This is a genomic window from Nostoc sp. DedQUE12b (assembly GCF_034530835.1).
Taxonomy (GTDB): domain Bacteria; phylum Cyanobacteriota; class Cyanobacteriia; order Cyanobacteriales; family Nostocaceae; genus Nostoc.
Genome location: NZ_JAVRCI010000041.1, coordinates 1 through 22,637, shown reverse-complemented (window position 1 = coordinate 22,637; position 22,637 = coordinate 1). Strand labels below are relative to the sequence as shown.

Sequence of the window (22,637 nt, the reverse complement as noted above, 5' to 3'; positions counted from 1 at the left end):
CATAACACCCTAGTACAACATTGCATAAATTTGGCAAAACTCTGCGTTCCTCTGCGCTACGCCAGTTGCTACAACGCGGGGAATCCGCGCAACGCACTGGCTTAACTTTGCGTGCCTTTGCGTTTAAAAACACAACGATTTTACAAAAAAAAGCATGAGTACGAAAAAACCTCAACTTAGATTAGGTGCATTCTTGCCCAGCACTGGTCATCACGTAGCGTCATGGCGACACCCCGAAGCGCAAGCTAATGCTGGTTTGAACTTTCAGCATTATAAAAAGCTGGCACAGACAGCAGAACGCGGCAAATTTGACATGATCTTCTTTGCAGATGGTGTGGCTGTGCGCGACCGCAATCAAAGCGCCGAACTTTTGAGCCGGAATGGTAAACTCGTCCACTTTGAACCTCTTACCCTGTTGTCGGCTTTGTCTGTGGTGACGGAAAACATCGGTTTGACGGCGACAGTATCAACCACCTACAACGAGCCTTATCACCTCGCCCGCAAATTTGCATCATTAGATTATCTTAGCGGTGGCCGTGCCGGTTGGAATCTCGTAACTTCTGCTACCGAAGCTGAAGCGTTGAACTTCAATCGGGAAAAGCACATGGAGCATACCCTACGTTATCAGCGTGCCAAAGAGTTTGTAGATGTAGTCACGAAACTCTGGGATAGTTGGGAGGACGACGCCTTCTTACATGATAAGGAATCGGGTATTTACTTCGATCCAAATAAACTGCACGTTCCCAACCACAAAGGCGAACATTTTTCAGTGCGTGGACCGCTAAATGTGGCGCGTCCCATCCAGGGTTATCCGGTGATTATTCAAGCTGGCTCTTCCGAGGATGGTAAGGATCTGGCTGCACAAACGGCGGAGGTAATTTTTACTGCCCAGCAGACCTTGGCAGAAGCTCAGGCATTCTATACAGATGTGAAGGGGAGACTGGCTCAATACGGGCGCTCACCTGACCATCTCAAGATTATGCCTGGTGTATTCCCAGTTATCGGCAAAACCGAGCAAGAAGCTAAAGACAGATTCGATCAGATTCAGGAGTTGATCGATCCGGTAGTCGGCTTAAATTTGCTTGGCTCAATGATCGGTGGATTTGACCTATCCGGCTATCCATTGGACGGGCCGTTGCCGGAGCTACCAGAGACTAACGGGGGTAAAAGCCGTCAGCAACTTCTGATTGACCTAGCTAACAGAGAGAATTTAACGATTCGACAGCTATATTTGTCGATAGCTGGAGCGCGTGGGCATCGTCAGATTTTAGGCACACCAGAACAAATTGCCGATCAGCTAGAAGATTGGTTTGTCAATGGTGGGGCAGATGGCTTTAATATTATGCCGCCCTGGTTGCCTGGAGGATTGGATGAGTTTGTAGAGTTGGTAATTCCTGAATTGCAACGTCGCGGTCTGTTCCGTACAGAGTATGAAGCAGGAACCCTGCGCGAAAATCTTGGTTTACCTCGTCCAGTAAATCAGTTTAGCAAAGTTGCTACTCGTGAAGCAGCGATCGCCTAACTTTTTCTAAAGCAAGTTTTGCAGCAAAAAGGCTCAAGCATTCCTGCCTGAGCCATAACTAAATTCAATTTATAGATTAGCTTCAAGAGCTATATCTTTTGATCGGCAGTGGATAAGCTCAGGTAAAATTTATCGCAATAGTAATGTAAAATAATTATTTGGATGATGTCTGGTTTAAATTTATAGCCTAAACAAAATCTAAATTACTAAAGCTGGGAGTTGGGAAACTCCGGTGAAATTCCGGGACTGTGCCGCAGCTGTGATGGGATGACCCAAGTCAGAATGCCAACTCTCAGGATGTCCTCAAGACACACTCACCGTCTAATCCCTGCGTTGCACGGGGAAGGAGTTCTAAAATTGGTTTCTGGATTTGCCACTTGTCCTGGCTTGTTTTATGCTACTCCCGCCGCAGATGGGATATTATCTCGCGTTAGAATACCAGGTGGAATTATTAGTAGTCAGCAGTGCCGTGCGATCGCAGATATAGCAGAACAGCACGGTGGCGGTTATATAGATGTGACTAACCGAGCTAACCTGCAAGTTCGTGAAATCCGCACGGGGATAAATGCTGAGGTTCTGAAGTACCTCCAAAATATGGGATTGGGTTCTGACAATACTGTTGTAGACCAAATCCGCAATATTATGACCAGTCCAACTGCTGGTATCGATCCCCAAGAATTAATCGACACTCGCCCTTTTGTCCAAGGTTGGGATGATTATATTGCTGCACATCCGGCGCTTTCGGGACTGTCGGCAAAATTTAGCGTTTGCTTTGATGGTGGTGGGATAATTCAGGTGTGCGATCGCTTGAATGATATCGCCTTTGCAGCTGTCTTACTTAACGATAATGTTTACTTTCGTCTCTATCTCAGTGTTGGTGAGAAGGGTCAACCCCCCAGCGATACGGGAATTTTGTTACCACCAGAGGACTGTTTGCCCGTCTTAGCAGCTTTGGCGGATGTCTATCTAGCTTATAGTCATACTACGAGTAAGCGGCGGCTACGTCTGAGAGAGCTATTGAATACTTTGGGTTGTGAAAATTATCTCCAAGAAGTTGAGCAGCGTTTACCTTTTTCTTTTTTGTACAGTGAAATAAGAAAAGATTTATTCCCCCAGCAAGGCAAGCTACGGTGTACACACAAGTCTGAAACAGTTCACTCATCAGAGTTTAAGCGTAAGTTTTACCCCTCCCTAACCCTCCCCTTGGAAAGGGGAGGGAACTGTATTTCTAGTTTCCCCCCTTTCCAAGGGGGGATTAAGGGGGGTAATTCGATGTGTGTGTACACTGTAGAGGAAGGCAAAGGGGAAAAATATCAGCATATTGGCATCCATCCCCAACGTCAGCAAGGCTTATTTTACATTGGTGTTGTCTTGCCCTTGGGCCGATTGCAAAGTAGACAGATGCGGGGTTTAGCAGATTTAGCAGCAAAATACGGCAGTGGAACTCTCAGGCTAACCCCTTGGCAAAATTTGCTCCTTACAGATATTCCTCAGCAATGGGTTGCTGATGTCCAAAGTGAAATTGCTTTATTAGGATTAGATTGCTCTGCAACCAATATCAAGGGCGGATTAGTTGCCTGTTCTGGAAAAAAAGGTTGCGCCGCTTCTGCCACAGACACTAAAAGTCATGCGTTGGCATTGGCAGAGTATCTTGAAACTCGCGTTACTCTCGATTATCCAGTTAATATCCACTTTACTGGCTGCGAAAAATCTTGTGCCCAGCATAGCAAAAGTGATATTACTCTCCTTGGCGTCAGGATTGAGGCTGAAAATAGAACTGTGGAAGGCTATCACGTTTATGTTGGTGACAGCAATCAGAAATTCGGACGCGAACTATATCAATATGTAACTTTTGCTGAATTACCTGCATTAATAGAGCGGATGCTATATGTATATAAAATTCAACGCTTAAATTCTGATGAGTCCTTTGGAGAATTTGCTAATCGATTTGCACTGGAACAATTACAGCAATTATTTAATATAATCCCTCAATCAATTGCGAACAACAAAATTGCCACCTTTTTAGAGAAGTCGGCAATCTGAGCCTGTTGATTTTTATATGTCAATCCCAAATTTAAAATCCCAAATTTAATGCCCGACTATATCCGAGATGCCAACGAAATTTACCGTAATTCTTTTGCAATCATCCGGTCAGAAGCGAACTTAGATGTCTTGCCACCAGATGTAGCAAAAGTTGCTGTACGTCTCATTCATGCCTGTGGGATGACGGATATTGTTACTGACTTAGGATATTCACCAACAGCAGTACAATCCGCAAGGGCAGCACTGGCAGCAGGAGCGCCAATTCTGTGCGATTGTCGAATGGTTGCCGATGGCGTTACTAGACGGCGGTTGTCTGCAAACAATCAAGTTATCTGTACTCTTAACGAGCCGGAAGTGCCAGAACTTGCCCAGCGTATGGGTACTACAAGGTCGGCAGCGGCCCTAGAATTATGGCGATCGCGCCTAGAAGGCTCAGTAATCGCAATTGGGAATGCGCCCACAGCCCTGTTCAGACTGTTAGAAATGCTCGATGAAGGAGCTACTAAACCTGCAATTATCTTGGGCTTTCCAGTGGGGTTTGTCGGTGCAGCAGAATCAAAAGCCGCACTGGCAGCAGATAGCAGAAATGTACCATTTTTAACCTTACACGGTCGGCGCGGTGGAAGTGCGATCGCGGCAGCAGCAGTTAACGCCCTGGCAACGGAGGAAGAATGAATATGCAACCCAAAGGCCGTCTTTATGGAATTGGTGTCGGCCCAGGCGATCCCGAACTATTGACTCTGAAAGCACTGCGGCTATTACGTGCGGCTCCTGTGGTAGCTTATCAATCAGCCACAGATAAAGAAAGTATCGCTAGAGCGATCGTGGCGCAACATCTTCCTGGCAATCAAATTGAGGTATTATTTCACCTCCCCCGCGCTTTGGAACCAGAAAAGGCCAAGTCTATTTATGACAAGGAAATTGAACCAATCGCTGACCATTTAGCAGCCGGTCGAGATGTCGTGGTGTTATGTGAGGGCGATCCATTTTTCTATGGCTCATTTATGTACCTGTTCACGCGGTTATGTGACCAATACGAAACAGAAGTTGTCCCCGGAGTTTCCTCGCTAATGGCTTGTCCGGTAGCCTTGGGTGTACCTTTCACCTACTACACCGATATCCTCACCGTCTTACCTGCCCCGTTGCCAGCAGAAGAACTGACTACACATCTGCTGATGACCGACGCAGCTGCAATTATGAAACTAGGCCGTCACTTTACCAAAGTACGAGATATCCTGCATAAATTGGGGCTAGCGTCACGAGCAAGATATATTGAGCGGGCATCAACATCACAGCAACGCATCATCCCCCTAGATGAAGTCGATCCAGCCGAAGTACCCTATTTTTCAATGATTGTGATTCCCACCAAGAATCGACTATAGACTGACCTTTTCTTTTCGGTAAAGGTATTGTTTAGGTGAATTCTAGTAATAAATTTACCATAGCCGTTGGTTTCGACTACTTCGACTTCGCTCAGTACAAGTTCGCTCAACCAACTGAGTAGTCGAGAGTTGAGCGTACCCCTGCGGGGAAGCAAGCTACGCGTAGCGTCTCCAAGAGTTGTCGAAACTCGTCAACATAGGTATTTTTTCATCAGAAATCACCTTAACCTATAATTTAGACTTTACCATAAAGAAATACTTCAAGAAAAGTTGATGGCTTCTAATAGCACCTTCACTCCTGAGACGATCGCTGCGGGTTTTCATGCCCTGTCTGACCCCCTACGGATTAAGGTATTAGAACTTCTGCGTTCTCAAGAACTATGCGTGTGTGACCTGTGTGACCACCTGGGAACCACTCAGTCTAAACTGTCTTTTCACCTCAAAACCCTAAAAGAAGCGGGTTTAGTTCGCGCTCGTCAAGAAGGGCGCTGGATTTACTACAGCCTCAATCTGCCGCAGTTTGTTGCCTTAGAGCAGTATCTAGCAGAATTCCGCCGCTTTAGCCCAATATTACCTATTCGTCCCCCGTGCGAGAGTTAAAAATACATCAATTTTTTTTGTAATAATTTGTTTCCTTCTACTTGTTTACGGATTGACAAATCAATTTTTTTTGAAATGATGGAGATATACTCTTGATATAACTCACGAATTTTAGATTTTCAATTTTGGATTTTGGATTGAATAATTTGAAATTCCTGCTCGAAGCTCCTGCATTCATGTATGGGGTTAATTGTAATGAACAAAAAAACTTCAAAACGCCTCTCCTTTATTGACCGCTTCCTAACTTTATGGATTTTTTTAGCAATGGCGATCGGTGTTGGTCTAGGCTATTTCTTTCCTGGAGTAGAAGCGTTTATCAATCAGTTCCAAGTAGGAACAACGAATATACCGATTGCCATTGGGTTAATTCTGATGATGTACCCGCCCCTAGCCAAGGTGCGATACGAAGAATTAGGAGATGTATTTCGCAACGGAAAAATTCTTGGTGTTTCACTAATTCAAAATTGGATCATTGGGCCAATTTTGATGTTTGCTCTGGCAGCTATCTTCTTACATAATTACCCAGAATACATGACGGGATTGATTTTGATTGGATTAGCCCGGTGTATTGCAATGGTAGTTGTGTGGAGCGACTTGGCACGAGGCAATACAGAATATACGGCTGGATTGGTTGCTTTTAATAGTATCTTTCAAGTCATCTTTTATAGCCCTTATGCCTGGTTTTTCATCACTGTACTGCCGCCACTATTCGGGTTACAAGGCAGTGTTGTTAATGTCAGCATTGCTGAGATTGCTGAAAGTGTGTTTATCTATCTCGGTATTCCCTTTTTGGCTGGATTTTTCACTCGTTACTTCTTAGTAAAGGTGAAAAGCAAGCTGTGGTATCACGAGGAATTTGTGCCTAAAATCAGCCCCATTACACTGATTGCTTTATTATTTACAATCGTCGTTATGTTCAGCTTGAAAGGGAATTTGATTGTTCAGATCCCCTTCGATGTGGTGAAGATTGCAATTCCGTTGCTCGTCTACTTCATCATCATGTTTCTGGTCAGCTTTTACATGGCTTGGCGGGTTAAAACAGACTATTCTAGAGCCGCAAGTGTAGCGTTTACATCGGCAGGAAATAATTTTGAATTAGCGATCGCAGTGGCGATCGCAGTATTTGGCATTAATTCGGGTGTTGCTTTTGCCGCCGTCGTCGGGCCTTTGGTGGAAGTGCCTGTATTAATTGGTCTTGTGAACGTTGCTTTCTGGTTTGAGAAACGTTATTTTTTGCCATCTGAATCGAAAACCTTTTAAATTTAGTCAAATTATTCAGAGGATTTGAACCATGAAACGTGTGATGTTTGTCTGCAAAAAGAATTCTGCCCGTTCCCAAATGGCGGAAGGTTTTGCTAAAACTCTTGGTAAGGGAAAGATTGCAGTGATTAGCTCTGGATTAGAAGCAAGTCAGGTTAGACCAGAAGCGATCGCAACCATGAAAGAAATTGGTATCGACATTACCGATCAACACTCCAAACCCCTGAGTGATTTCCAAGCACAAGACTTTGATGTAGTGATTTCTTTGTGTGGCTGTGGGGTGAATTTGCCACCTGAATGGGTTGTGCGGGAAGTATTTGAAGACTGGCAGTTAGATGATCCAGCAGAACAACCAGAAATTTTTCCGAGAGTCCGCGATGAAATCAAAGAACGGGTGACTCAATTAATTGAGTCTGTGAATAAAGAATTTACAACTGCTCGATAAATATTACTTGTAGTACTGGAATTAAACTAAGGCTCAAACCAATGGAGCAAGAAACAATTCAACCAATTTCAGAGAACCTCTGGTGGGTGATTTTTGCAAGAGTTGGAAAAGAATAAGCAATTACCATGACGACATTTGACCATCCCCCCAGAATTTTATTTTTGTATGGCTCCCTGCGTGAGCGTTCCTATAGCCGCCTCTTGGCAGAAGAAGCCGCACGCATCATTGAAGAATTTGGGGCAGAGGTAAAGTTTTTCGATCCCCGCGAACTGCCGATTTACGGCAGCGTACTTGACAGCCACCCAAAGGTGCAGGAGTTGCGTCAATTAAGCTTGTGGTCAGAAGGGCAGGTTTGGTCTAGCCCAGAGTTGCACGGTCAGATTTCTGGCATTATGAAAAACCAAATTGACTGGATTCCGCTTAGTATTGGAGCCGTTCGCCCGACTCAAGGGAGAACTTTGGCTGTAATGCAAGTGAGTGGCGGATCTCAGTCTTTTAACGCTGTCAACACATTAAGAATTCTTGGACGCTGGATGCGGATGTTTACGATCCCGAATCAATCTTCAGTGGCTAAAGCATATCAGGAGTTTAACGAAGACGGGACTATGAAGGATTCGCTCTACCGCGATCGCGTGGTCGATGTGATGGAAGAACTTTACAAATTTACCTTGCTATTGCGTGACAAAGTTGATTATCTCACAGACCGCTATAGTGAACGTAAAGAAAAAGCTGCCAAAGAGACAATCAAGATAGCCTCTCAATCTCTTGAAGTTAACTCTAAAACAAATTGACTATTGAGTATCCAAAAAAAGATAACCTCCTGGCAGATTGAACCAGGAGATTGAAAAAAATTGATTCATGTTTACAAGCGTTGTAGCAGGCTCAAACCGTGGCTATCAGTACCACAGGTATTGAAAAGAAAGTATTCATCAGCCAACTTTTGCACTTGTTCTGATTCCAATACGCTGGGTTTCCAAGGGTTAGGGTTATTGTAGGCGTAGAAAGTTTCCACACCATCGATGCCCTTTTCGGACGCAGCTGGAATTAAGTCAAAAAGCGATCGCTTGTAACGAGCTGGATGAGCCAAAACTGCCAATCCCCCAGCTTCATGAATAGCGGCAATCACGTTACTTGCCTGATATTCTTGCCCTGTAGTCGCCCTTCTTTGCAGATAGGGTTTCATACTAGGGTGTTCTGTCGCAAAAGCATAAGCCAAAATGTGAACTTCTATATTCAAAAGGTTGGCATTGATTTCTACGCCACTCCACAGGTGAGGAGTTATTGCATGAGGATTATTCCACTTCCAATCTTCTAACCAAGCAAGCGCCGCTTGATAGCCGACAATACCATGATGATCGGTGATGGCTAACCCTTTTAACCCAATAGCGATCGCCTGCTCCATCAATGCACTAGGCTGCAATCTACCATCTGAGTAGACAGTGTGCATGTGAAAGTTGAATAACCTTGGACAACTATGTGCATCAATGTTACGGAATACTTGCTTTAAAAGTTCTGCCGAAGTTGTAGTACGGGCCAAATTTACAGCCATAACCCCCTCTGAAGAAAAATATCTATCCTTAACACACTAAAATGCCACATCTCTGGATGAGAAAGAACCAATACTAAAAATTAGTATCAGCTGCTACTTTCTCAGCAAATTTTTCAATATGTTAAGACTACGTTAGCAAATCTTAATCTCAGTAGTCATGGGTAATTTGCACCACCTTATTATCAAGTAGTAGTAAATATTACATCTAAACTTTCATAAATGCGCCTATAACATCTGTGTTAAATGGCTTAAAAAATAAAGGTTTAGTAGAATAATTATCTCTAATAAGCCTGGAATGCAAATTGATTTTGTGTGTAAAAAAGATTATTTTTATCAGTAATTACAGCTTTTTTCTAACCAATAATGACTTTAGCGACCGCATAAGTGAGTCTAAAATAGCTTCGAGAAAACTAGCGATGTCTACGATGGTCACTGAGCGCAGCCGAAGTGCGGGCTATGCCTACGCTTGGGTTGCATTATACTCCTCGCGCAATTCCAAAAGAATCTCCTTTCAAGGTGACTCCCAAGGGTTCTATCACTACCTCGCGGGAAACAGACGTTTCAACTCTTCCAGCAATCACAGCCGAAAGTTGATGTTCTCTTGCAAGCAGGACAATTCTTTCTGCATCCTGTTCCGACTCTGTATAAAATGCGAATCCTGCACCGTAATTGAACACCGAAAGCATCGTCTCGGCTCCGCCCTCAAGATGACTCTCAACAAATGTAAATATTTCTGGTACTGGGAGCATTGTTTTGATAACGTACCGAAGCGGCTTCACCGACCGCATCAGCTTTTGCCAGCCATGACCAGTGATATTCTCCATCGCTGTGGGACGAATTCCTTCGCCAAGCACCGCCTGTACAAGGGGCGTGTAGAGATACGACGCAGCATTCATCGCTTCCCAGAACTCCTGCCCACTCGGAAGTTTTGTTCTGTAGCCATCAGGAAGCGACTCAGCAAGCTTTCGCAGTGGGGTAAAACCGTTCTCATGGGGGCCCGAACTTTCGACCAGAACAATAGTATTTCCGGCATCCAGACGCGAGCTATCAATGGGAGCGACACCAGCCGGCATAACCCCAAAAACCGAGCCGGCGATATCGAGCCGCCCTGGAATCATCTTAGTTTTTAGTTGAGGAGTTTCCCCTGAGAGATAGACACACCCGACTCGTTTGCACCCCTCAACTACTCCATCAAGAAACCCATCAAGGAAAGCAGGGGTAAAGATTGTTTCAGGAGTACTCGACGGCAGATAAAGACCCAGAAGTATAGTCTGCATACCTGAAGTTGCAGCATCGTTAGTCAGACAGGAGATGATCTTGATACCAATATTCCACCAGAATCGTCGAAGTTCTTCTTCAGAAAGGTCATCAGGGCGGGTATCGTCTGCGGTGCCCAGTCCTTCGGGGACAAGTGTCATCGAAAGTTCTCTAGCCCCCGCCTCTAGAAACGGAGCGAGGTTGAAGCTGAAAGCGTTAGCACTTGCTCCCAGACCTGACGCGGGGACGATGCCATAAGCGCTTGCAAAGCCAAGTGTGCGTTTTGCAGCATCGATGAAACGTCGTTTTGCTGCATCGAGAGTATCGTAATCGACTTGATCGAGAGCTTGAGCCATCAGGTTGCGTTTTAAGTTAGAAGTTAGGAGTTAGGAGTTAAAAGTTAGCAAAACTCATAACTCATAACTCCTCACTTTAAAATACCTCAAAATACCTCATCTTCAATACCACGCCACCATTCACCCAATTTCATCAAGTCTTGGTAAATATCTTCTAATTCTTTGGTATAAACATCGTTTGTCAGGGTGGCTCGACGCTCTTGCAATTTTTTGAGGCGCAGTTGTACCAATACCCAAGGTTTGGATATGCTATTCGTTGCTTCGATGTATTGCGCTAGTTCTTTGCTATCCATATATTTTGATTTACACACCATCCCCCTCAAGGCCTAACCAAAAACAGTCACGATACTAGTAGGTCGCCAAGTTCACTTGGCGGGGTAAAGGGTAAGGGGGAAGGGGGAAAGGTTTTAAATCCGTTACCTTTTCCCCTTTCCCCTTTCCCCAGCCCCCACCCAGCATTTTTGGGTTGGCAGACTACTAGTACAATGTCTAAGCTAGTTTTCAGGGTTTGTAGTAAGCACTTTAGTGCTTAGACAATAAGGACTAAAGTCCTTACTACGAACTCGCTTACCCATCAATTTAAACTTAACTGACTACTGTCGTGACTGCTGATAAGGGTGTTAAATGAATTATTTCTACTTTACATATCTGGCACAAGCTACATAGCTGCAAAGTAGCTGGCTAAAAGACATCGCAGCCAGTTCAAAACTGCCAAGTAATTAAGCTTTAGCCAAGTTTTCAGCAGCAAAGTCCCAGTTGACCAAGTTTTCTAAGAAATTCTTGATGAACGCTGGACGAGCGTTTTTATAGTCAATGTAGTAGGCATGTTCCCAAACATCCAAGGTTAGGAGTGCCTTCTTACCATGAGCTAGGGGATTTTCTGCATTTGGTGTTTTGATCACCTTTAACGTACCACCATCATCGATCAGCCAAGACCACCCGCTGCCGAATTGAGTTGCAGCCGCGTTAGAGAACTCTTCCTTGAATTTGTCAAAGCTACCAAAATCTTTATCGATTTTGGCTGCGAGTTCACCTGTGGGTGTGCCACCACCTTGTGGTTTCAAAGAATTCCAGAAGAAAGTGTGGTTCCAAACTTGGGCAGCATTGTTGAAGATTCCCACCTTAGAGGAGTCTTGGAAGGAAATTTTGATCACTTCTTCTAGGGACTTATCAGCAAGTTCTGTACCTTCAGTGAGCTTGTTGAGGTTGTCTACATAAGCTTTGTGATGCTTGCCGTAGTGATACTCAAAAGTTTCAGCTTTCATGCCAAAAGGCTCTAGAGCATCTTTTTCAAAGGGTAGTGGGGGCTGTACAAATGCCATTGTGTCAAATCCTCTCTTTACCGGTTTCCAGTTTTAAGCTATTGCAAAAGTTGGGGAAATTAATAGCTTTTATTTGTAGGGGTTTTATGTCTTTAATCATGGAACATAAAACTTAACATCGTCATTCTACTACCAAAGTGAAGATAAAGTGAAGACGGAAACAAAGTACTTCGGTGATAAGTCAAATCACCAGCTATTCTTGACTATAAATAAAAATGACTAATATTTCATAGCGAAGGGTCAATAACTAATTAGCATTTAGCAATTAAAGCTTTCATACTTCTATCTTTAGTAAGATTAATTACGAGCTAAAAAATCAGTCGAAAGCCAGATGATTTAATTTTAAATAAATAGTAATATTTATTAACACTTAGTAAGTGTTAATTTTTCAAGAAGATAGCCAATATTCAAATTATCTATTTGATTTTTAAATACAGTTTTGGGGATGGTAAGTGAATAATCACTCACCCACCACCCTTTGAAACTAAAAAACTAATAGCAAATAGCAGCAATTAATACTGAGATAAACGCTGTTGGTAATAGTTAACGATTTGTGCAGTGACTTCAGACACTTCCAAACCATCAGTTTGAAGTTCGATTGCATCTGCTGCTTTCTGCAAAGGAGAAACCTTGCGTGTACTATCTTTCCAGTCACGTTCGGCGATGTCGTGTTCCAGCTGCTCTAAACTCACTTCGGGTTGACCTTGGGTGTTAAAGTCTTGCTGGCGGCGACGGGCACGTTCACTGACAGAAGCGGTTAAGAAGATTTTAACTTCGGCATCGGGAAATACGTGAGTACCAATATCCCGACCTTCAGCAACTAAACCACCTCTTTTACCCCAGCTTTGCTGTTGTTTAACTAGTGCTTGACGGACAGCGCCTTGTGCAGCGATCGCAGATACAAGAGATGTTACTTCAATGGTGCGAATTACCTGGGTAACATCAGTACCATCAATCCAAACCTGCACGGACGATTGTAAATCCTGGGTGGGAGTCAGTTCAATTTTGCACTGATTAGTTAATTCCGCGATCGCACACTCATCGTCAATAGCAATTCCCTTTTGCAGTACTAACCAAGTGACAGCACGGTACATTGCTCCTGTATCTAAATACACTAAATTCAGGTTTGCTGCCACTTGCCGCGCCACTGTAGATTTTCCAGCACCAGCTGGGCCATCAATGGCGATAATAGGTTGACGATCGCGCAATATCGTATTGTCAATCAAACGTGTAGTACCAAAACGAGCTGCGATCGCCAACATTCCTTCCTCCTCAACTTTTTCTAAAGACATCAACGTAGTCGGTTCAACCAATTCAATATATTCCACTGAGACCGTGCTGACCATTGCCACTTCTTGCTGTACCACTGCTATCAACTTGTTGCTATTGCGATCGCCTGCAATGAATGCAGCTTCCGCTCGTTGCAAGCCACGATATAAGACTGCTGCTTGCTCTTTTGCCGTTGCAGTCAAATATTGATTGCGAGAACTGAACGCCAGACCCGACGCTTCCCGTACTGTTGGACAAGCAACAATTTCTACTGGCAAATTCAAGTCAGCCACTAAGCGTTTAATAATTGCTAGTTGCTGACCATCCTTTTGACCAAAGTAGGCACGGTCAGGCTGTACCAAATTGAAAAGTTTGGTAACAATCGTAGCGACACCCTGAAAGTGACCTTGCCGAGTACGACCACACAAGCCTGTCATCATAGCAGATGGAGGGATAACTTGTGTAACCTTTGATTCTTGTATACTCTTCTGGGGAACTGCCATTTCTTCCGGAGTCGGTGCAAAAATGGCATCTACGCCAGCTTGTTCGCAAAGTTGTTGGTCTTGCTCTAAAGTGCGAGGATAGCGTTGATAATCCTCGTTAGGAGCAAATTGCAGGGGATTGACGAAAATACTCACAATCACCGTAGAATTTTCGTGCCGCGCCCGTTGGATCAAGCTTAAATGACCTTGATGCAAATTTCCCATCGTTGGCACCAGACCGACTGCCGTCTGATACCAGCCAGTCATTTCATCTAGTCTGAGATCCTCAGCGACCGCAATTAGCTTGTTTTCTGAGCAGCGTTTAGTTAAATAGCAGCGTAAAGCTGCGACTGTTGTCAGCAGGCGCACAAAAATACCCCTAGTTCTTATCGATCCCTCCCCCGTTAGTTTATATCTGAAATAGAGGGAAGAGATGATTGAACTAGGGGAATTAAGTGATACGGAACTGGGATTGGGCTTAGGGTAAAGGTTATAGGTGACAGGTGATAGGAAATAATCTTTCCCCTGTAACCTGTAACCTACTGGATTATTTCCCTAAGACTTCAATCTGTACTGGTGCTATGCCACTGCCCATCATTCCCAAAACCCGAGCCGCGCCGGTAGATACGTCAATGACTCGACCTCGAATGAATGGGCCTCGGTCATTAATCCGCAGCACTACGGAACGACCATTGCGGGTGTTGGTTACACGAACTTTTGTACCAAAGGGTAAGCTGCGATGAGCAGCAGTCATGCCTTCAGGGTTGAATCTCTGGCCGCTAGCAGTGCGATTACCAGCAAAGTCATAGCCATAAAAAGAAGCTACACCTCTCAAAGTGGATCGCACTACTCCAACGGCAACCTGTTGAGGCAGCTTTGGTATTGATATTTGTTGACGGACTGGTAAATTCGCAATTTCTTTTATAGGAGATGCATTGCCTAGTAGTCTCCGCAAGCGATTAGTTGCTTGCAATGCATCTTGCGCCAAATTGTTAGTACTATCTGCTAGTCGCGTACCTTCGTTGATTTCGACCAGTTCTTCGCCATTAATTTTGATTACATAGCGATCGCCATCTTGTTGCGCAGGGACGCTTTTGTTTTGCGCTTGATTGGCAGTAGACTTTTCGCCCGCTTTCCAACTGACGGTAATTTTACTCCCGTCCACGTTTTCTCGATTCAACTGGTTGATCTTAGCTGCTATTACACCAGCTATCTGAACCGGGTCATTCTCAGCGGAGCTAATCTGGTTACTCGCATCTGTTAGGTTCCCAGTATTCAATGCATTTGATGAATTGCTAGCAATAAGGGCGTACCCTTGTACGCCCCCAGTATTGCCAATTGCACCAACTTTTTTAGTCTCAAGATTTGTATTTGATACAGAACTCAAAAAGGTGAGAACAGGTATATTTTTGATAAAAAGGGTTGCCGCCTTACGTCCTCTAATTTCGTGAGGATGAATTTCTGTAATCACAGCATCCAAGGTTTGTTTCCCTGCTGTTGATTGGTACTCTCCCACCTTAACCACATCAGGGGTGGGTGATTTTTGGGATGCTAGCGCATTTCCTTTGGTGGTTTGAGTGCAACCGACTGAGGGTATTCCCAAAACAGCCATAAACAGGGCAACAATAGTCCACAAATGTCTTTGATTCATGCGTCCGTTTTTGAAAGCGACTGTAGAACTTAAAGTTTTATAACTTGCGGGATTTATCACTAATGAAAGTGATTTCCCTTTTGAAAAACTCGAACTCGTTCCGTTTTCACTTTGTTCTTTATAACTGCAACAGACTAACACGAACCTTTTGGCTTGGGGATCAGGGTTTTAGCGTAACTCTCGTCCACTTTCTCAAATTCCCATTCCAATTTGAAGGTCGAAACCTTTCTCAAAAGCGGACTTTGGCTATGTAACACTTTTTTCCGTAAGTCAAAAAATTCTTAAAAAAACTTTACGCTTATTTCACACTAAAGTAGCGATACCTTATTCACATCACTTCTAAAGGCTCGCAACTACCCGTGTATTCTAGATCACATACTTTTTGGCTATTTCCTCTAAGAAGGTAATATAACTTTAATTAAATAGCAACGGCATAAATGCTTAAAATCATTTATTTAATGAAATCTTTAGATTTAACTATGAATAAGTGGTGATATGAGTTACATCTTAAATAATTATGCAAATTAGTTTGAGTTTAATATCTTTTTTGAAAGTTTTTTCTACTTACATCAATCATTACTTTTAGTCTCCACAACTAGACTGATATTAGTAACAAATAAAACTTTGCCTCACCGTATTGCTGAGTATAAAAAAAAGGACAATACTCAAACTAATATTTTTCAGGATTAATGACTTAAAAATTAAGAAAACTTTGCGATCGCTTAAATAACAGATATAGCTTGTAATAAAAAATACATCTTATTTCGTCTAATTTCAGTAATTGCTCAAGTATGATTTTTTAGAGCAAGCTATTTTTGACAAAATCTTTGTAACAGTAGGGATGTACAGCTGTACCTCTTCTATATATAGTAGGTATTTTGGAAAATGCCATCAGCCTAATGACAAACCAAGTGCATCCAGGAGATTTAGAAATAGAACCATCGCCATTAAAAGCTTTTCTCTACGAGTTACATTCCCAGTACAAGTCACTGCGGGAGGGTACTGTAGCGAAATACATTCCCGAACTAGCAAAGGCAAACCCGGATTGGTTCAGCATTTGCATTGTGACAGTAGATGGTCAGATTTACAAAGTTGGGGACTACGAGCAACTTTTTACCATTCAGTCAATTTCTAAGGTGTTTGCTTATGGACTTGCCTTAGAAGATCATGGACTGGATTATGTTTTAACTAGAGTTGGCGTGGAACCCACAGGAGATGCATTCAACGCGATTGTTTTGGATGAGCAATCGAAACGACCTTATAATCCAATGGTAAACGCTGGAGCGATCGCCACCACTAGCTTAATTAAAGGTTCCGGCCCTACCGAACGCCTGAACCGAATGCTGGATATGTTTCGGCGATATATTGGGCGCGACGTATTCGTTGACATTTCAGTTTTTACTTCAGAACGCAGTACAGGGCATCGTAACCGCGCAATGGCGCATTTGATGCTCAACTTTGGCATGATTGACCGGAACATTGAAGAGGCGCTGGATCTTTATTTCCAGCAGTGTGCCGTGATGGTGAATTGTCAAGACTTGGCGGTGATGGCGGCTACTCTTGCGAACAGAGGTATTAACCCCATCACCAAAGAACGGGCGATAGATAAGCGTTACATCAAAGATATTCTGAGTGTTATGTATACCTGTGGGATGTACAACTTTGCAGGTGAATGGGCTTATAAAATTGGGATTCCGGCGAAAAGTGGGATTTGTGGTGGGATTATTGCCGTTGTACCCAATAAAATAGGCATTGGAGTTTTTTCGCCGTTGTTGGATGTGCGTGGTAATAGTGTGCGGGGGGTAAAGGTGTGTGAAGAACTTTCCCAACGGTTAGGTTTACATCTATTTGATTGTTCAGGCGAAGAAGCGAAATTTCAATAAATAAGGGCGTTGCTCAATTAAGGGATGATTATTGTGGGGTGGGCATCCTGCCCGCCCGGAAATACAAGGGACGGGCAAGATGCCCATCCCACAAAAATAGTAAAATCATCCCGCAAATATGCAAGCCCTAAATAAGAATTCAGAAGTCAGAAGTCAGAAAAAATTACTCCCTTCCCGCCAGCAGCATACCTAAATTTTTTGACGTAGGCGCAAAGCGTCTGCCGTAGGCTAGTGTCATCGCGCAGCGTCTCGCAGATAAGGACACCAAGGAAGAGAGAGAAAAACCTTTCATGGGTAGAGTATTCTGAATTCTGACTCCTATTTATTAGACTTCTTGCAGAAGTGGGGTAAGGGGTAAGGGGCAAAGGGGAAAGCAGCGATAGAATTATCCTTTCCCTTTAACCTTTACCCTTTCCTCCTCTTGCAAAACTAGTTTTGCAAGAGGTCTATTAGCTCTGTTTAAAACCATCTATTACTTTTTCCAAATACTTTGTGGAGGCAGTTTCTGTTTGAGAACGGATAATTAACTCTGGCATTGTTAATTTAGAGCGAAGTTGGCGGTACAAGTGAATGGTATGTTGAAGCGATCGCGCAATTTCTTCTTGATCGTGTTTAGCGGGAATAGTCTGGCGAAAATCGCTCAAATAAGACGGAATTTCCCTTTCCAAATTTCTCACGCCGCGTGGAAGTAGTCCAGCCTGCACTTTGGCTAATGGAGCCAAAACTTGCCCACGCAGAAAAGAAAGAAAATCAATGACTTCAAAAAGTTCACCTCTTCCTAATTTAGTTGCACCATAATGTACCCAAACCCAGAAGCGGTCTTCAATCCACTGCGGGTCAAAGGGTGGATAGTTCTGTGGGTTCTCTGAGACAGCTAAAGTTAGTAGATTTTCTCGCTCCCATAGAATAATCGGATTTTCTACGCGGTCTGTTTGAAAATTTTGTAAAAGCAAAAACTTCAAATCGACGTGTACAAGAGGACTGTCATAGAGACAGATTAACAATCTAGGTTCACCGACGTGTTCACCGGTAAAAGCTGCTAGCAGTTTCCCTAGTTTGCTGGCTAGAAGCTGACGCTCGTTTAAAACTTGCTCATAGTGAACATCATCCACAACAATAATCAAGTCGAGGTCAGAATACTCATCCATTTCTCCACTCAAATAGGAACCACCGACCGCTACACCCAGTAAACGGTCATCCGTCTTCAACTTTGCCAGAATTTGTTCTAAAAGCTCTTGTTGTGGTTCAGGAACAGGCATACTATCTCAAATTACAGCAGCGATCGCAAAATACCAAATAACACTATATATAGTTGCCAAATTTTAAATTATCCCTTTTCGCGTGTCCGTCCAACCGTATGCAACCTCAATTAGGAGCTATATCCGCCAGAGGCATCGCCCTTGATAAAAAACTTTTTGGCTTAATCTTACAATTTAAGATAATATCTCAATCAAGTATCGTCTAAACAAGATTAAATCAAGAGAGTCACAGATGGTTTCTTCCAACAGCAAGATAGGTATTATCGGCGCAGGGACATCAGGGGCTTATCTTGCAACTTTACTTATTCAAGAAGGGTTTCAAGTTGACTTGTTTGAAAAAGCACCTGTAGTCCGTACCGATGGATGTGGCATTCTTATTGTCCAATCAGGTATGGAAGCACTTCATCAAGGAAACCCTCAAATCAGCCAAAAAATTATTAACTCAGGCGATCCTGTAAAATTATTCGAGTTTCGCAACCTTAAAGGTGGATTCATCAACTCAGAAACCGTCACCTATGCTGAAGATGAACTACCAGGAATGCTTGTACACCGTAAGGCGATTTTAGAAGCAATCCTCGATACTTTACCTCCTAATAGTATTCATTTTAATGCTCAATTAGCTTCGATAACGCAGACTGAGAATAGTGCGATCGCACACTTTAAAGATGGAAGTCACTGGGAAGGGGATCTGATAGTGGGTGCTGATGGCATTCTTTCTAAGGTTCGGCAGTTTGTAGTTCCGAATGTAAAACTATGCTATTTAGGCGATCTAGTTTGGCGAGGCATTGTGACAGATAATAGCTTCTGTCCAGAAGGAAACTTTTTTGTTTATGTACGCGGTCGGGGAATTTATGCAAATTTCTTTCATATTGGTGGGAATCTGACTCATTGGGGTTTCTTTATAGAAAAAGAGCAGACGGATTCTGAAATAGGCGCACTACAACCAACTGATATATCTATTCCTCCCGAAGAATTAGCCAAACTCCCAGAGGATGCACGAAATGTAATTGAGTCAACTCCTGCGGAAAATATTATCTGTCGTTATTCCTATGACATCGATCCCCTGCCTCAACTGTATAATGGTCGCGTTATTTTAATTGGTGATGCGGCTCACGCAAAAAGTCCGACTCGCGCTAGAGGTATGACTTCGGGTTGGGAAGATGGTTTGGCTTTAAGGCAACATCTCGCGTCTAGTGGTAGTATTTCTGAAGCTCTCGAAAATTATCAGACAGAAAGATTACCCATTGTTCACGAATATCAACGCACGAGTCGGGAAATGAGCCAGAAAATTGGTCGCCGTTAGCGAACGCGAAACTTAAAGTAAAATTAGTTTTTATCTAAAATTAATGAGTAACGATCCTGTAATTAGCCAAAATACCATCACCTCGGCGATATCTGTTGATCTGGAGAAAGTTCCAGAAGTTTTTGCACGTCATATTGGCACTTGGAAAGGTGAGTTTATCAAAACTGATAAACGCGGACATTTTTCTGGCAGCTTTTTCGCTACTATTACCATCTTGATTGAAGGGAGTCAGTACCGACAGGTTAACAATTATGAATACCCAGATGGCTCTCATCTCCAGCTTAATTTTGAAGGATACTTTGAAGATAGGAATCTAAAATTGTTTTCTAGCAATTATTCTCATTTTTCTGGGATCGCTTTGGATGCAGGCCAAGACACAATTCACTTTCGGATGACGAAAGCTCAAGATAACACGCTGATTACATTTATAGAAACAGTGACTTTACTTGATGAAAACCGCCGAGTTCGTAGTGCGCAAGCTTTGAAAGATGGTATTTTTGATAGTATCTCTTTTATTGAAGAAATTCGTCTTTCCTAAATAGATTAAATAGTCCTAAATTTGAGCAAGGAAGTTTGGCATCGAGCGAAATTGTGCGATCTTGTTTGGCTCTATGTGATAGGTGGTGGAACCCTCCGAACCCTGGCGCGCGATCTGGATCAAACTCCGTGCGATCGCTCGGTTATGACCTTTATTTTTAAGAAAATTAAACTGGTTCAGAAAGTTGCTTATCCAGACGGCGAAACAAAAACAGCCAAAGCGGTAGAGAACTATTAATCGCAATTAGTCGTACTAAATGACCAGTTGTGACAATTTCAACGTTATGATTCAATGCCAGGGAAACCAGGATCATTTCTGCTGATCCTCCTGGCGCTGTGACTAAAAGACAGGTTAACCAGTCCCAAGAGGTTAATTGCATCGCAAGTACAGCAGCGATCGCTCCAGCTATAAGAGTCATTCCTACAGACATCAAGGCATAGGCGACAGTCCGCTTTCTAAAGTTGGGTTTGTCTCCCCAATATTCACCAATCGTAATTCCCAACAGCATTTGGCCCAATAAGTTAATTAAAGGCGGCGGACTAAAGCTAATATCACCCATAAAAGGCAGCCAATGTAGCAAAGGATTAAACCCAATACCAATCAGCAATGCACCAAAGAAATCGCCAGCAGGTATTTTAAATAATATAGCTGGATAAACTACTAATCCAGTGATTAGGAGTACTAACAAGAGTAATTCTAATTGAGATGGATCGAGATTGAGCCAAGCAGCGTTGATTGGAAGTGTTTGCGGATAGTAATTACCAGTTGATGTTTTCGCGACGAGGGGAATTAGAACAACTACACAGGTGACGCGAATCGCCTGAACTAAGGCAACCAAGCTAACATTTTTATTGTAATCGGCAGCGATCGCTGCCATAATTCCTACACCACCAGGAACTGTAGCCAGCATTGCTGTAAATAGGTTGGTTTTGCTGACGCGGGAGTAAATGTAACCGATACAGGTTCCACTTAGTAGCAGAAATAAGGTAAGAAAAATAAATATGGGAATACCGGAAGCAACACTAGCTAGATTAGCGTGGGCATTGGAAGCGCCGACAGTTAAGCCGACAAGTGCCATTCCCACTTTTCTAGCAGTGCGATTAGGTGGCGGGGAATATTGATAAAAAATTCGACACCCTTGGAGAATCACTGTACCTGCGGCAATCCCGCCAAATATCCAGGCAATCCTGCCAATTTGGAACTTTGTGAGCAGTAAACCCAGAGGTAATGCCAGAAGCATCTCCAAGACAAGGACAATTAGTTGCTTCCTAAATAGCTGCTGTTTGGTAGCAACAGGATTTTGATGAGTGTGTTCTTCCAGGCTGGGAGTAGCACTTAGACTTTGATTCATCGATACTAAGCTTTTTTTTAAGTCTAAGCTATAGGTGCAAAAGTGGATCTCCGGTGATGCGATCGCACATTACCAGCAACAAGCAAAAAGATATCAACCCTGGAAACATAGTCCTTAATCTGGATACTGGCGTTGTCAAAATTATTGATTTTGGGATTGCTAGTGAATTTAACCGCACGAATCCAACCTTCAAAAGTCCTCATGTTTTAGAAGGGACACTCGCATATTTATCTCCAGAGCAAACAGGACGAATGAACCGTTTGCTCGATTACCGCACCGATTTCTACTCGCTAGTAGTTCGCTTTCGTGACTTGGCGGGGTAAAGGGGAAGGGGGAATGGGTAAAGGGTTTAAATCCCTTACCCTTTTCCCTTTCCCCAGTCCTCACTTAGCATTTTTGGGTTGGCAGACTACTAGGTGTGACGTACGAACTTCTAACCGGACACCTGCCGTTTAAAACAAGGGATATTCTGGAACTAGCCCCAATTTCTGCAAGATATATCCGGTAAAGTACATATTGCTCGCATTAATCAAGATGCGCTGCATCTGGCTGCATTCGATCCGCGAGTGAAAGCGAAGGTTACTTTACTGCGCTGCTCAACTTGAAACCTTACTCCAAAGTTGACGTGACTATTTTTTGCGGGAAGTAGGTAAATAGAATTAAATGTAAGGCTTGTGTAGATTGCTTAAGGCATGAAACCTAACTAAAAAAGGAGAGTAGTTGCAATGACAATTCATCAAAACGGACTTTTTGTTCAACCAAATCAAGGTCGTTCTTATTACTTTGGTCAAGACCTTTATACTTTCAAAGCAATTGGTGAAGAGATAGGAGAAGCCTATGCGCTTTGTGAGGTAATCGTTGCACCTGGTGGTGGTACGCCTCCCCATCGGCACACTAGAGAAAATGAATCATTTTATGTTCAAGATGGAGAAATTGAATTCCAGCTTGACGATCGCACCCTTGTTGCAACAGCTGGAACCTTCCTCCATTCGCCCAAAGGTCAGCTTCATCGATTTACTAATCAAGAGCAGTAGAGAGGCAGGGGAGCAGAGGAGCGGAGTTCAAAGACTCATTAACGGAGTTCAAAGACTCATTAATGGAGTTCAAAGCCTCATTAACGGAGTTCAAAGACTCATTAATGGAGTTCAAAGCCTCATTAACGGAG

General features: G+C 43.2%; 20 protein-coding genes, 1 pseudogene and 1 riboswitch. Of the genes and pseudogenes, 13 read left to right on the top strand and 8 right to left on the bottom strand.

Going from position 1 to position 22,637, the window contains the following annotated elements; all coding sequences use genetic code 11:
- Positions 1 to 154 precede the first annotated feature (154 nt).
- The 8 genes from RMY16_RS19695 to arsH all read left to right on the top strand — a co-directional run bounded on the left by RMY16_RS19695 (position 155) and on the right by arsH (position 8,043).
- Complete coding sequence (locus RMY16_RS19695; RefSeq protein WP_322737828.1) at positions 155 to 1,522, top strand: LLM class flavin-dependent oxidoreductase; 1,368 nt, start codon at positions 155 to 157, stop codon at positions 1,520 to 1,522.
- 199 nt (positions 1,523 to 1,721) lie between these two features.
- A riboswitch (cobalamin riboswitch) is annotated at positions 1,722 to 1,831 on the top strand.
- On the top strand, positions 1,790 to 3,565 hold the full coding sequence (cobG, locus tag RMY16_RS19690) for a precorrin-3B synthase (protein ID WP_322737827.1): 1,776 nt from the start codon (positions 1,790 to 1,792) through the stop codon (positions 3,563 to 3,565). It overlaps the preceding riboswitch by 42 nt.
- Before the next feature lie 48 nt (positions 3,566 to 3,613).
- Positions 3,614 to 4,240 carry a precorrin-8X methylmutase gene (locus RMY16_RS19685; protein WP_322737826.1) on the top strand — a complete coding sequence of 209 codons (627 nt, stop codon included), beginning with the start codon at positions 3,614 to 3,616 and terminating at the stop codon, positions 4,238 to 4,240.
- Between the two features lie 2 nt (positions 4,241 to 4,242).
- Positions 4,243 to 4,947, top strand: coding sequence for a precorrin-2 C(20)-methyltransferase (locus tag RMY16_RS19680; RefSeq protein WP_322737825.1), 705 nt, complete (start codon positions 4,243 to 4,245; stop codon positions 4,945 to 4,947).
- A 273-nt stretch (positions 4,948 to 5,220) separates the two neighbouring features.
- Positions 5,221 to 5,547, top strand: a complete 327-nt coding sequence (locus tag RMY16_RS19675; RefSeq protein ID WP_322737824.1) for a metalloregulator ArsR/SmtB family transcription factor — start codon at positions 5,221 to 5,223, stop codon at positions 5,545 to 5,547.
- Between the two features lie 195 nt (positions 5,548 to 5,742).
- A complete protein-coding gene (arsB, locus tag RMY16_RS19670; protein WP_322737823.1) occupies positions 5,743 to 6,807 on the top strand; it encodes an ACR3 family arsenite efflux transporter in 1,065 nt (354 codons plus the stop codon).
- Positions 6,808 to 6,838: 31 nt separating this feature from the next.
- Entirely contained in the window at positions 6,839 to 7,252 is a 414-nt protein-coding gene (gene arsC / locus RMY16_RS19665) for an arsenate reductase, glutathione/glutaredoxin type (protein ID WP_322662136.1), read from the top strand.
- Between the two features lie 125 nt (positions 7,253 to 7,377).
- Positions 7,378 to 8,043: an arsenical resistance protein ArsH gene (gene arsH, locus RMY16_RS19660; protein ID WP_322737822.1), complete on the top strand. Its 666-nt coding sequence runs from the start codon at positions 7,378 to 7,380 to the stop codon at positions 8,041 to 8,043.
- Positions 8,044 to 8,114: 71 nt separating this feature from the next.
- Here arsH and RMY16_RS19655 read toward each other — a convergent pair whose 3' ends face one another.
- The 6 genes from RMY16_RS19655 to RMY16_RS19630 all read right to left on the bottom strand — a co-directional run bounded on the left by RMY16_RS19655 (position 8,115) and on the right by RMY16_RS19630 (position 15,138).
- Positions 8,115 to 8,801, bottom strand: coding sequence for a PHP domain-containing protein (locus tag RMY16_RS19655; RefSeq protein ID WP_322662133.1), 687 nt, complete (start codon positions 8,799 to 8,801; stop codon positions 8,115 to 8,117).
- A 476-nt stretch (positions 8,802 to 9,277) separates the two neighbouring features.
- Complete coding sequence (locus RMY16_RS19650) at positions 9,278 to 10,414, bottom strand: AIR synthase related protein (protein WP_322662131.1); 1,137 nt, start codon at positions 10,412 to 10,414, stop codon at positions 9,278 to 9,280.
- A gap of 86 nt (positions 10,415 to 10,500) precedes the next feature.
- Positions 10,501 to 10,707: a hypothetical protein gene (locus tag RMY16_RS19645; RefSeq protein ID WP_099099470.1), complete on the bottom strand. Its 207-nt coding sequence runs from the start codon at positions 10,705 to 10,707 to the stop codon at positions 10,501 to 10,503.
- A 426-nt stretch (positions 10,708 to 11,133) separates the two neighbouring features.
- Entirely contained in the window at positions 11,134 to 11,736 is a 603-nt protein-coding gene (locus RMY16_RS19640) for a superoxide dismutase (RefSeq protein WP_094350617.1), read from the bottom strand.
- A gap of 512 nt (positions 11,737 to 12,248) precedes the next feature.
- Entirely contained in the window at positions 12,249 to 13,856 is a 1,608-nt protein-coding gene (locus RMY16_RS19635) for a bifunctional pantoate--beta-alanine ligase/(d)CMP kinase (protein ID WP_322737821.1), read from the bottom strand.
- A 178-nt stretch (positions 13,857 to 14,034) separates the two neighbouring features.
- Positions 14,035 to 15,138, bottom strand: a complete 1,104-nt coding sequence (locus RMY16_RS19630) for a septal ring lytic transglycosylase RlpA family protein (protein WP_322737820.1) — start codon at positions 15,136 to 15,138, stop codon at positions 14,035 to 14,037.
- 899 nt (positions 15,139 to 16,037) lie between these two features.
- Here RMY16_RS19630 and glsA point away from each other — a divergent pair.
- Entirely contained in the window at positions 16,038 to 17,021 is a 984-nt protein-coding gene (gene glsA, locus RMY16_RS19625) for a glutaminase A (protein WP_322737819.1), read from the top strand.
- A 449-nt stretch (positions 17,022 to 17,470) separates the two neighbouring features.
- Here the strand turns inward: glsA and RMY16_RS19620 are convergent, their stop codons facing one another.
- Positions 17,471 to 18,280, bottom strand: coding sequence for a nucleotidyltransferase domain-containing protein (locus tag RMY16_RS19620; RefSeq protein ID WP_322737818.1), 810 nt, complete (start codon positions 18,278 to 18,280; stop codon positions 17,471 to 17,473).
- Between the two features lie 232 nt (positions 18,281 to 18,512).
- Here RMY16_RS19620 and RMY16_RS19615 point away from each other — a divergent pair, with 232 nt between their 5' ends.
- Both RMY16_RS19615 and RMY16_RS19610 read left to right on the top strand, forming a co-directional pair.
- Complete coding sequence (locus RMY16_RS19615) at positions 18,513 to 19,583, top strand: FAD-dependent monooxygenase (RefSeq protein WP_322737817.1); 1,071 nt, start codon at positions 18,513 to 18,515, stop codon at positions 19,581 to 19,583.
- A gap of 43 nt (positions 19,584 to 19,626) precedes the next feature.
- Positions 19,627 to 20,121 carry a DUF3598 family protein gene (locus RMY16_RS19610; protein WP_322737816.1) on the top strand — a complete coding sequence of 165 codons (495 nt, stop codon included), beginning with the start codon at positions 19,627 to 19,629 and terminating at the stop codon, positions 20,119 to 20,121.
- A gap of 166 nt (positions 20,122 to 20,287) precedes the next feature.
- On the opposite strand, the gene RMY16_RS19605 is transcribed toward RMY16_RS19610, so the two are convergent.
- Entirely contained in the window at positions 20,288 to 21,472 is a 1,185-nt protein-coding gene (locus tag RMY16_RS19605; RefSeq protein WP_322737815.1) for an AbrB family transcriptional regulator, read from the bottom strand.
- Between the two features lie 83 nt (positions 21,473 to 21,555).
- Here RMY16_RS19605 and RMY16_RS19600 point away from each other — a divergent pair.
- Both RMY16_RS19600 and RMY16_RS19595 read left to right on the top strand, forming a co-directional pair.
- A pseudogene (locus tag RMY16_RS19600) lies at positions 21,556 to 21,786 on the top strand (protein kinase domain-containing protein); the annotation flags it as partial.
- 411 nt (positions 21,787 to 22,197) lie between these two features.
- Positions 22,198 to 22,506, top strand: coding sequence for a cupin domain-containing protein (locus RMY16_RS19595; RefSeq protein WP_322737813.1), 309 nt, complete (start codon positions 22,198 to 22,200; stop codon positions 22,504 to 22,506).
- Positions 22,507 to 22,637 lie beyond the last annotated feature (131 nt).

Bases quoted from the DNA above. Each gene is read 5' to 3' on its own strand.
- glsA (WP_322737819.1), top strand. From the start codon at position 16,038: ATGACAAACCAAGTGCATCCAGGAGATTTAGAAATAGAACCATCGCCA.
- RMY16_RS19650 (WP_322662131.1), bottom strand. From the start codon at position 10,414: ATGGCTCAAGCTCTCGATCAAGTCGATTACGATACTCTCGATGCAGCA.
- RMY16_RS19680 (WP_322737825.1), top strand. From the start codon at position 4,243: ATGCAACCCAAAGGCCGTCTTTATGGAATTGGTGTCGGCCCAGGCGAT.
- arsC (WP_322662136.1), top strand. From the start codon at position 6,839: ATGAAACGTGTGATGTTTGTCTGCAAAAAGAATTCTGCCCGTTCCCAA.
- RMY16_RS19610 (WP_322737816.1), top strand. From the start codon at position 19,627: ATGAGTAACGATCCTGTAATTAGCCAAAATACCATCACCTCGGCGATA.
- cobG (WP_322737827.1), top strand. From the start codon at position 1,790: ATGACCCAAGTCAGAATGCCAACTCTCAGGATGTCCTCAAGACACACT.
- RMY16_RS19685 (WP_322737826.1), top strand. From the start codon at position 3,614: ATGCCCGACTATATCCGAGATGCCAACGAAATTTACCGTAATTCTTTT.
- RMY16_RS19595 (WP_322737813.1), top strand. From the start codon at position 22,198: ATGACAATTCATCAAAACGGACTTTTTGTTCAACCAAATCAAGGTCGT.
- RMY16_RS19630 (WP_322737820.1), bottom strand. From the start codon at position 15,138: ATGAATCAAAGACATTTGTGGACTATTGTTGCCCTGTTTATGGCTGTT.
- RMY16_RS19620 (WP_322737818.1), bottom strand. From the start codon at position 18,280: ATGCCTGTTCCTGAACCACAACAAGAGCTTTTAGAACAAATTCTGGCA.
- RMY16_RS19695 (WP_322737828.1), top strand. From the start codon at position 155: ATGAGTACGAAAAAACCTCAACTTAGATTAGGTGCATTCTTGCCCAGC.
- arsH (WP_322737822.1), top strand. From the start codon at position 7,378: ATGACGACATTTGACCATCCCCCCAGAATTTTATTTTTGTATGGCTCC.
- RMY16_RS19645 (WP_099099470.1), bottom strand. From the start codon at position 10,707: ATGGATAGCAAAGAACTAGCGCAATACATCGAAGCAACGAATAGCATA.
- RMY16_RS19675 (WP_322737824.1), top strand. From the start codon at position 5,221: ATGGCTTCTAATAGCACCTTCACTCCTGAGACGATCGCTGCGGGTTTT.
- RMY16_RS19655 (WP_322662133.1), bottom strand. From the start codon at position 8,801: ATGGCTGTAAATTTGGCCCGTACTACAACTTCGGCAGAACTTTTAAAG.
- arsB (WP_322737823.1), top strand. From the start codon at position 5,743: ATGAACAAAAAAACTTCAAAACGCCTCTCCTTTATTGACCGCTTCCTA.
- RMY16_RS19615 (WP_322737817.1), top strand. From the start codon at position 18,513: ATGGTTTCTTCCAACAGCAAGATAGGTATTATCGGCGCAGGGACATCA.
- RMY16_RS19640 (WP_094350617.1), bottom strand. From the start codon at position 11,736: ATGGCATTTGTACAGCCCCCACTACCCTTTGAAAAAGATGCTCTAGAG.
- RMY16_RS19605 (WP_322737815.1), bottom strand. From the start codon at position 21,472: ATGAATCAAAGTCTAAGTGCTACTCCCAGCCTGGAAGAACACACTCAT.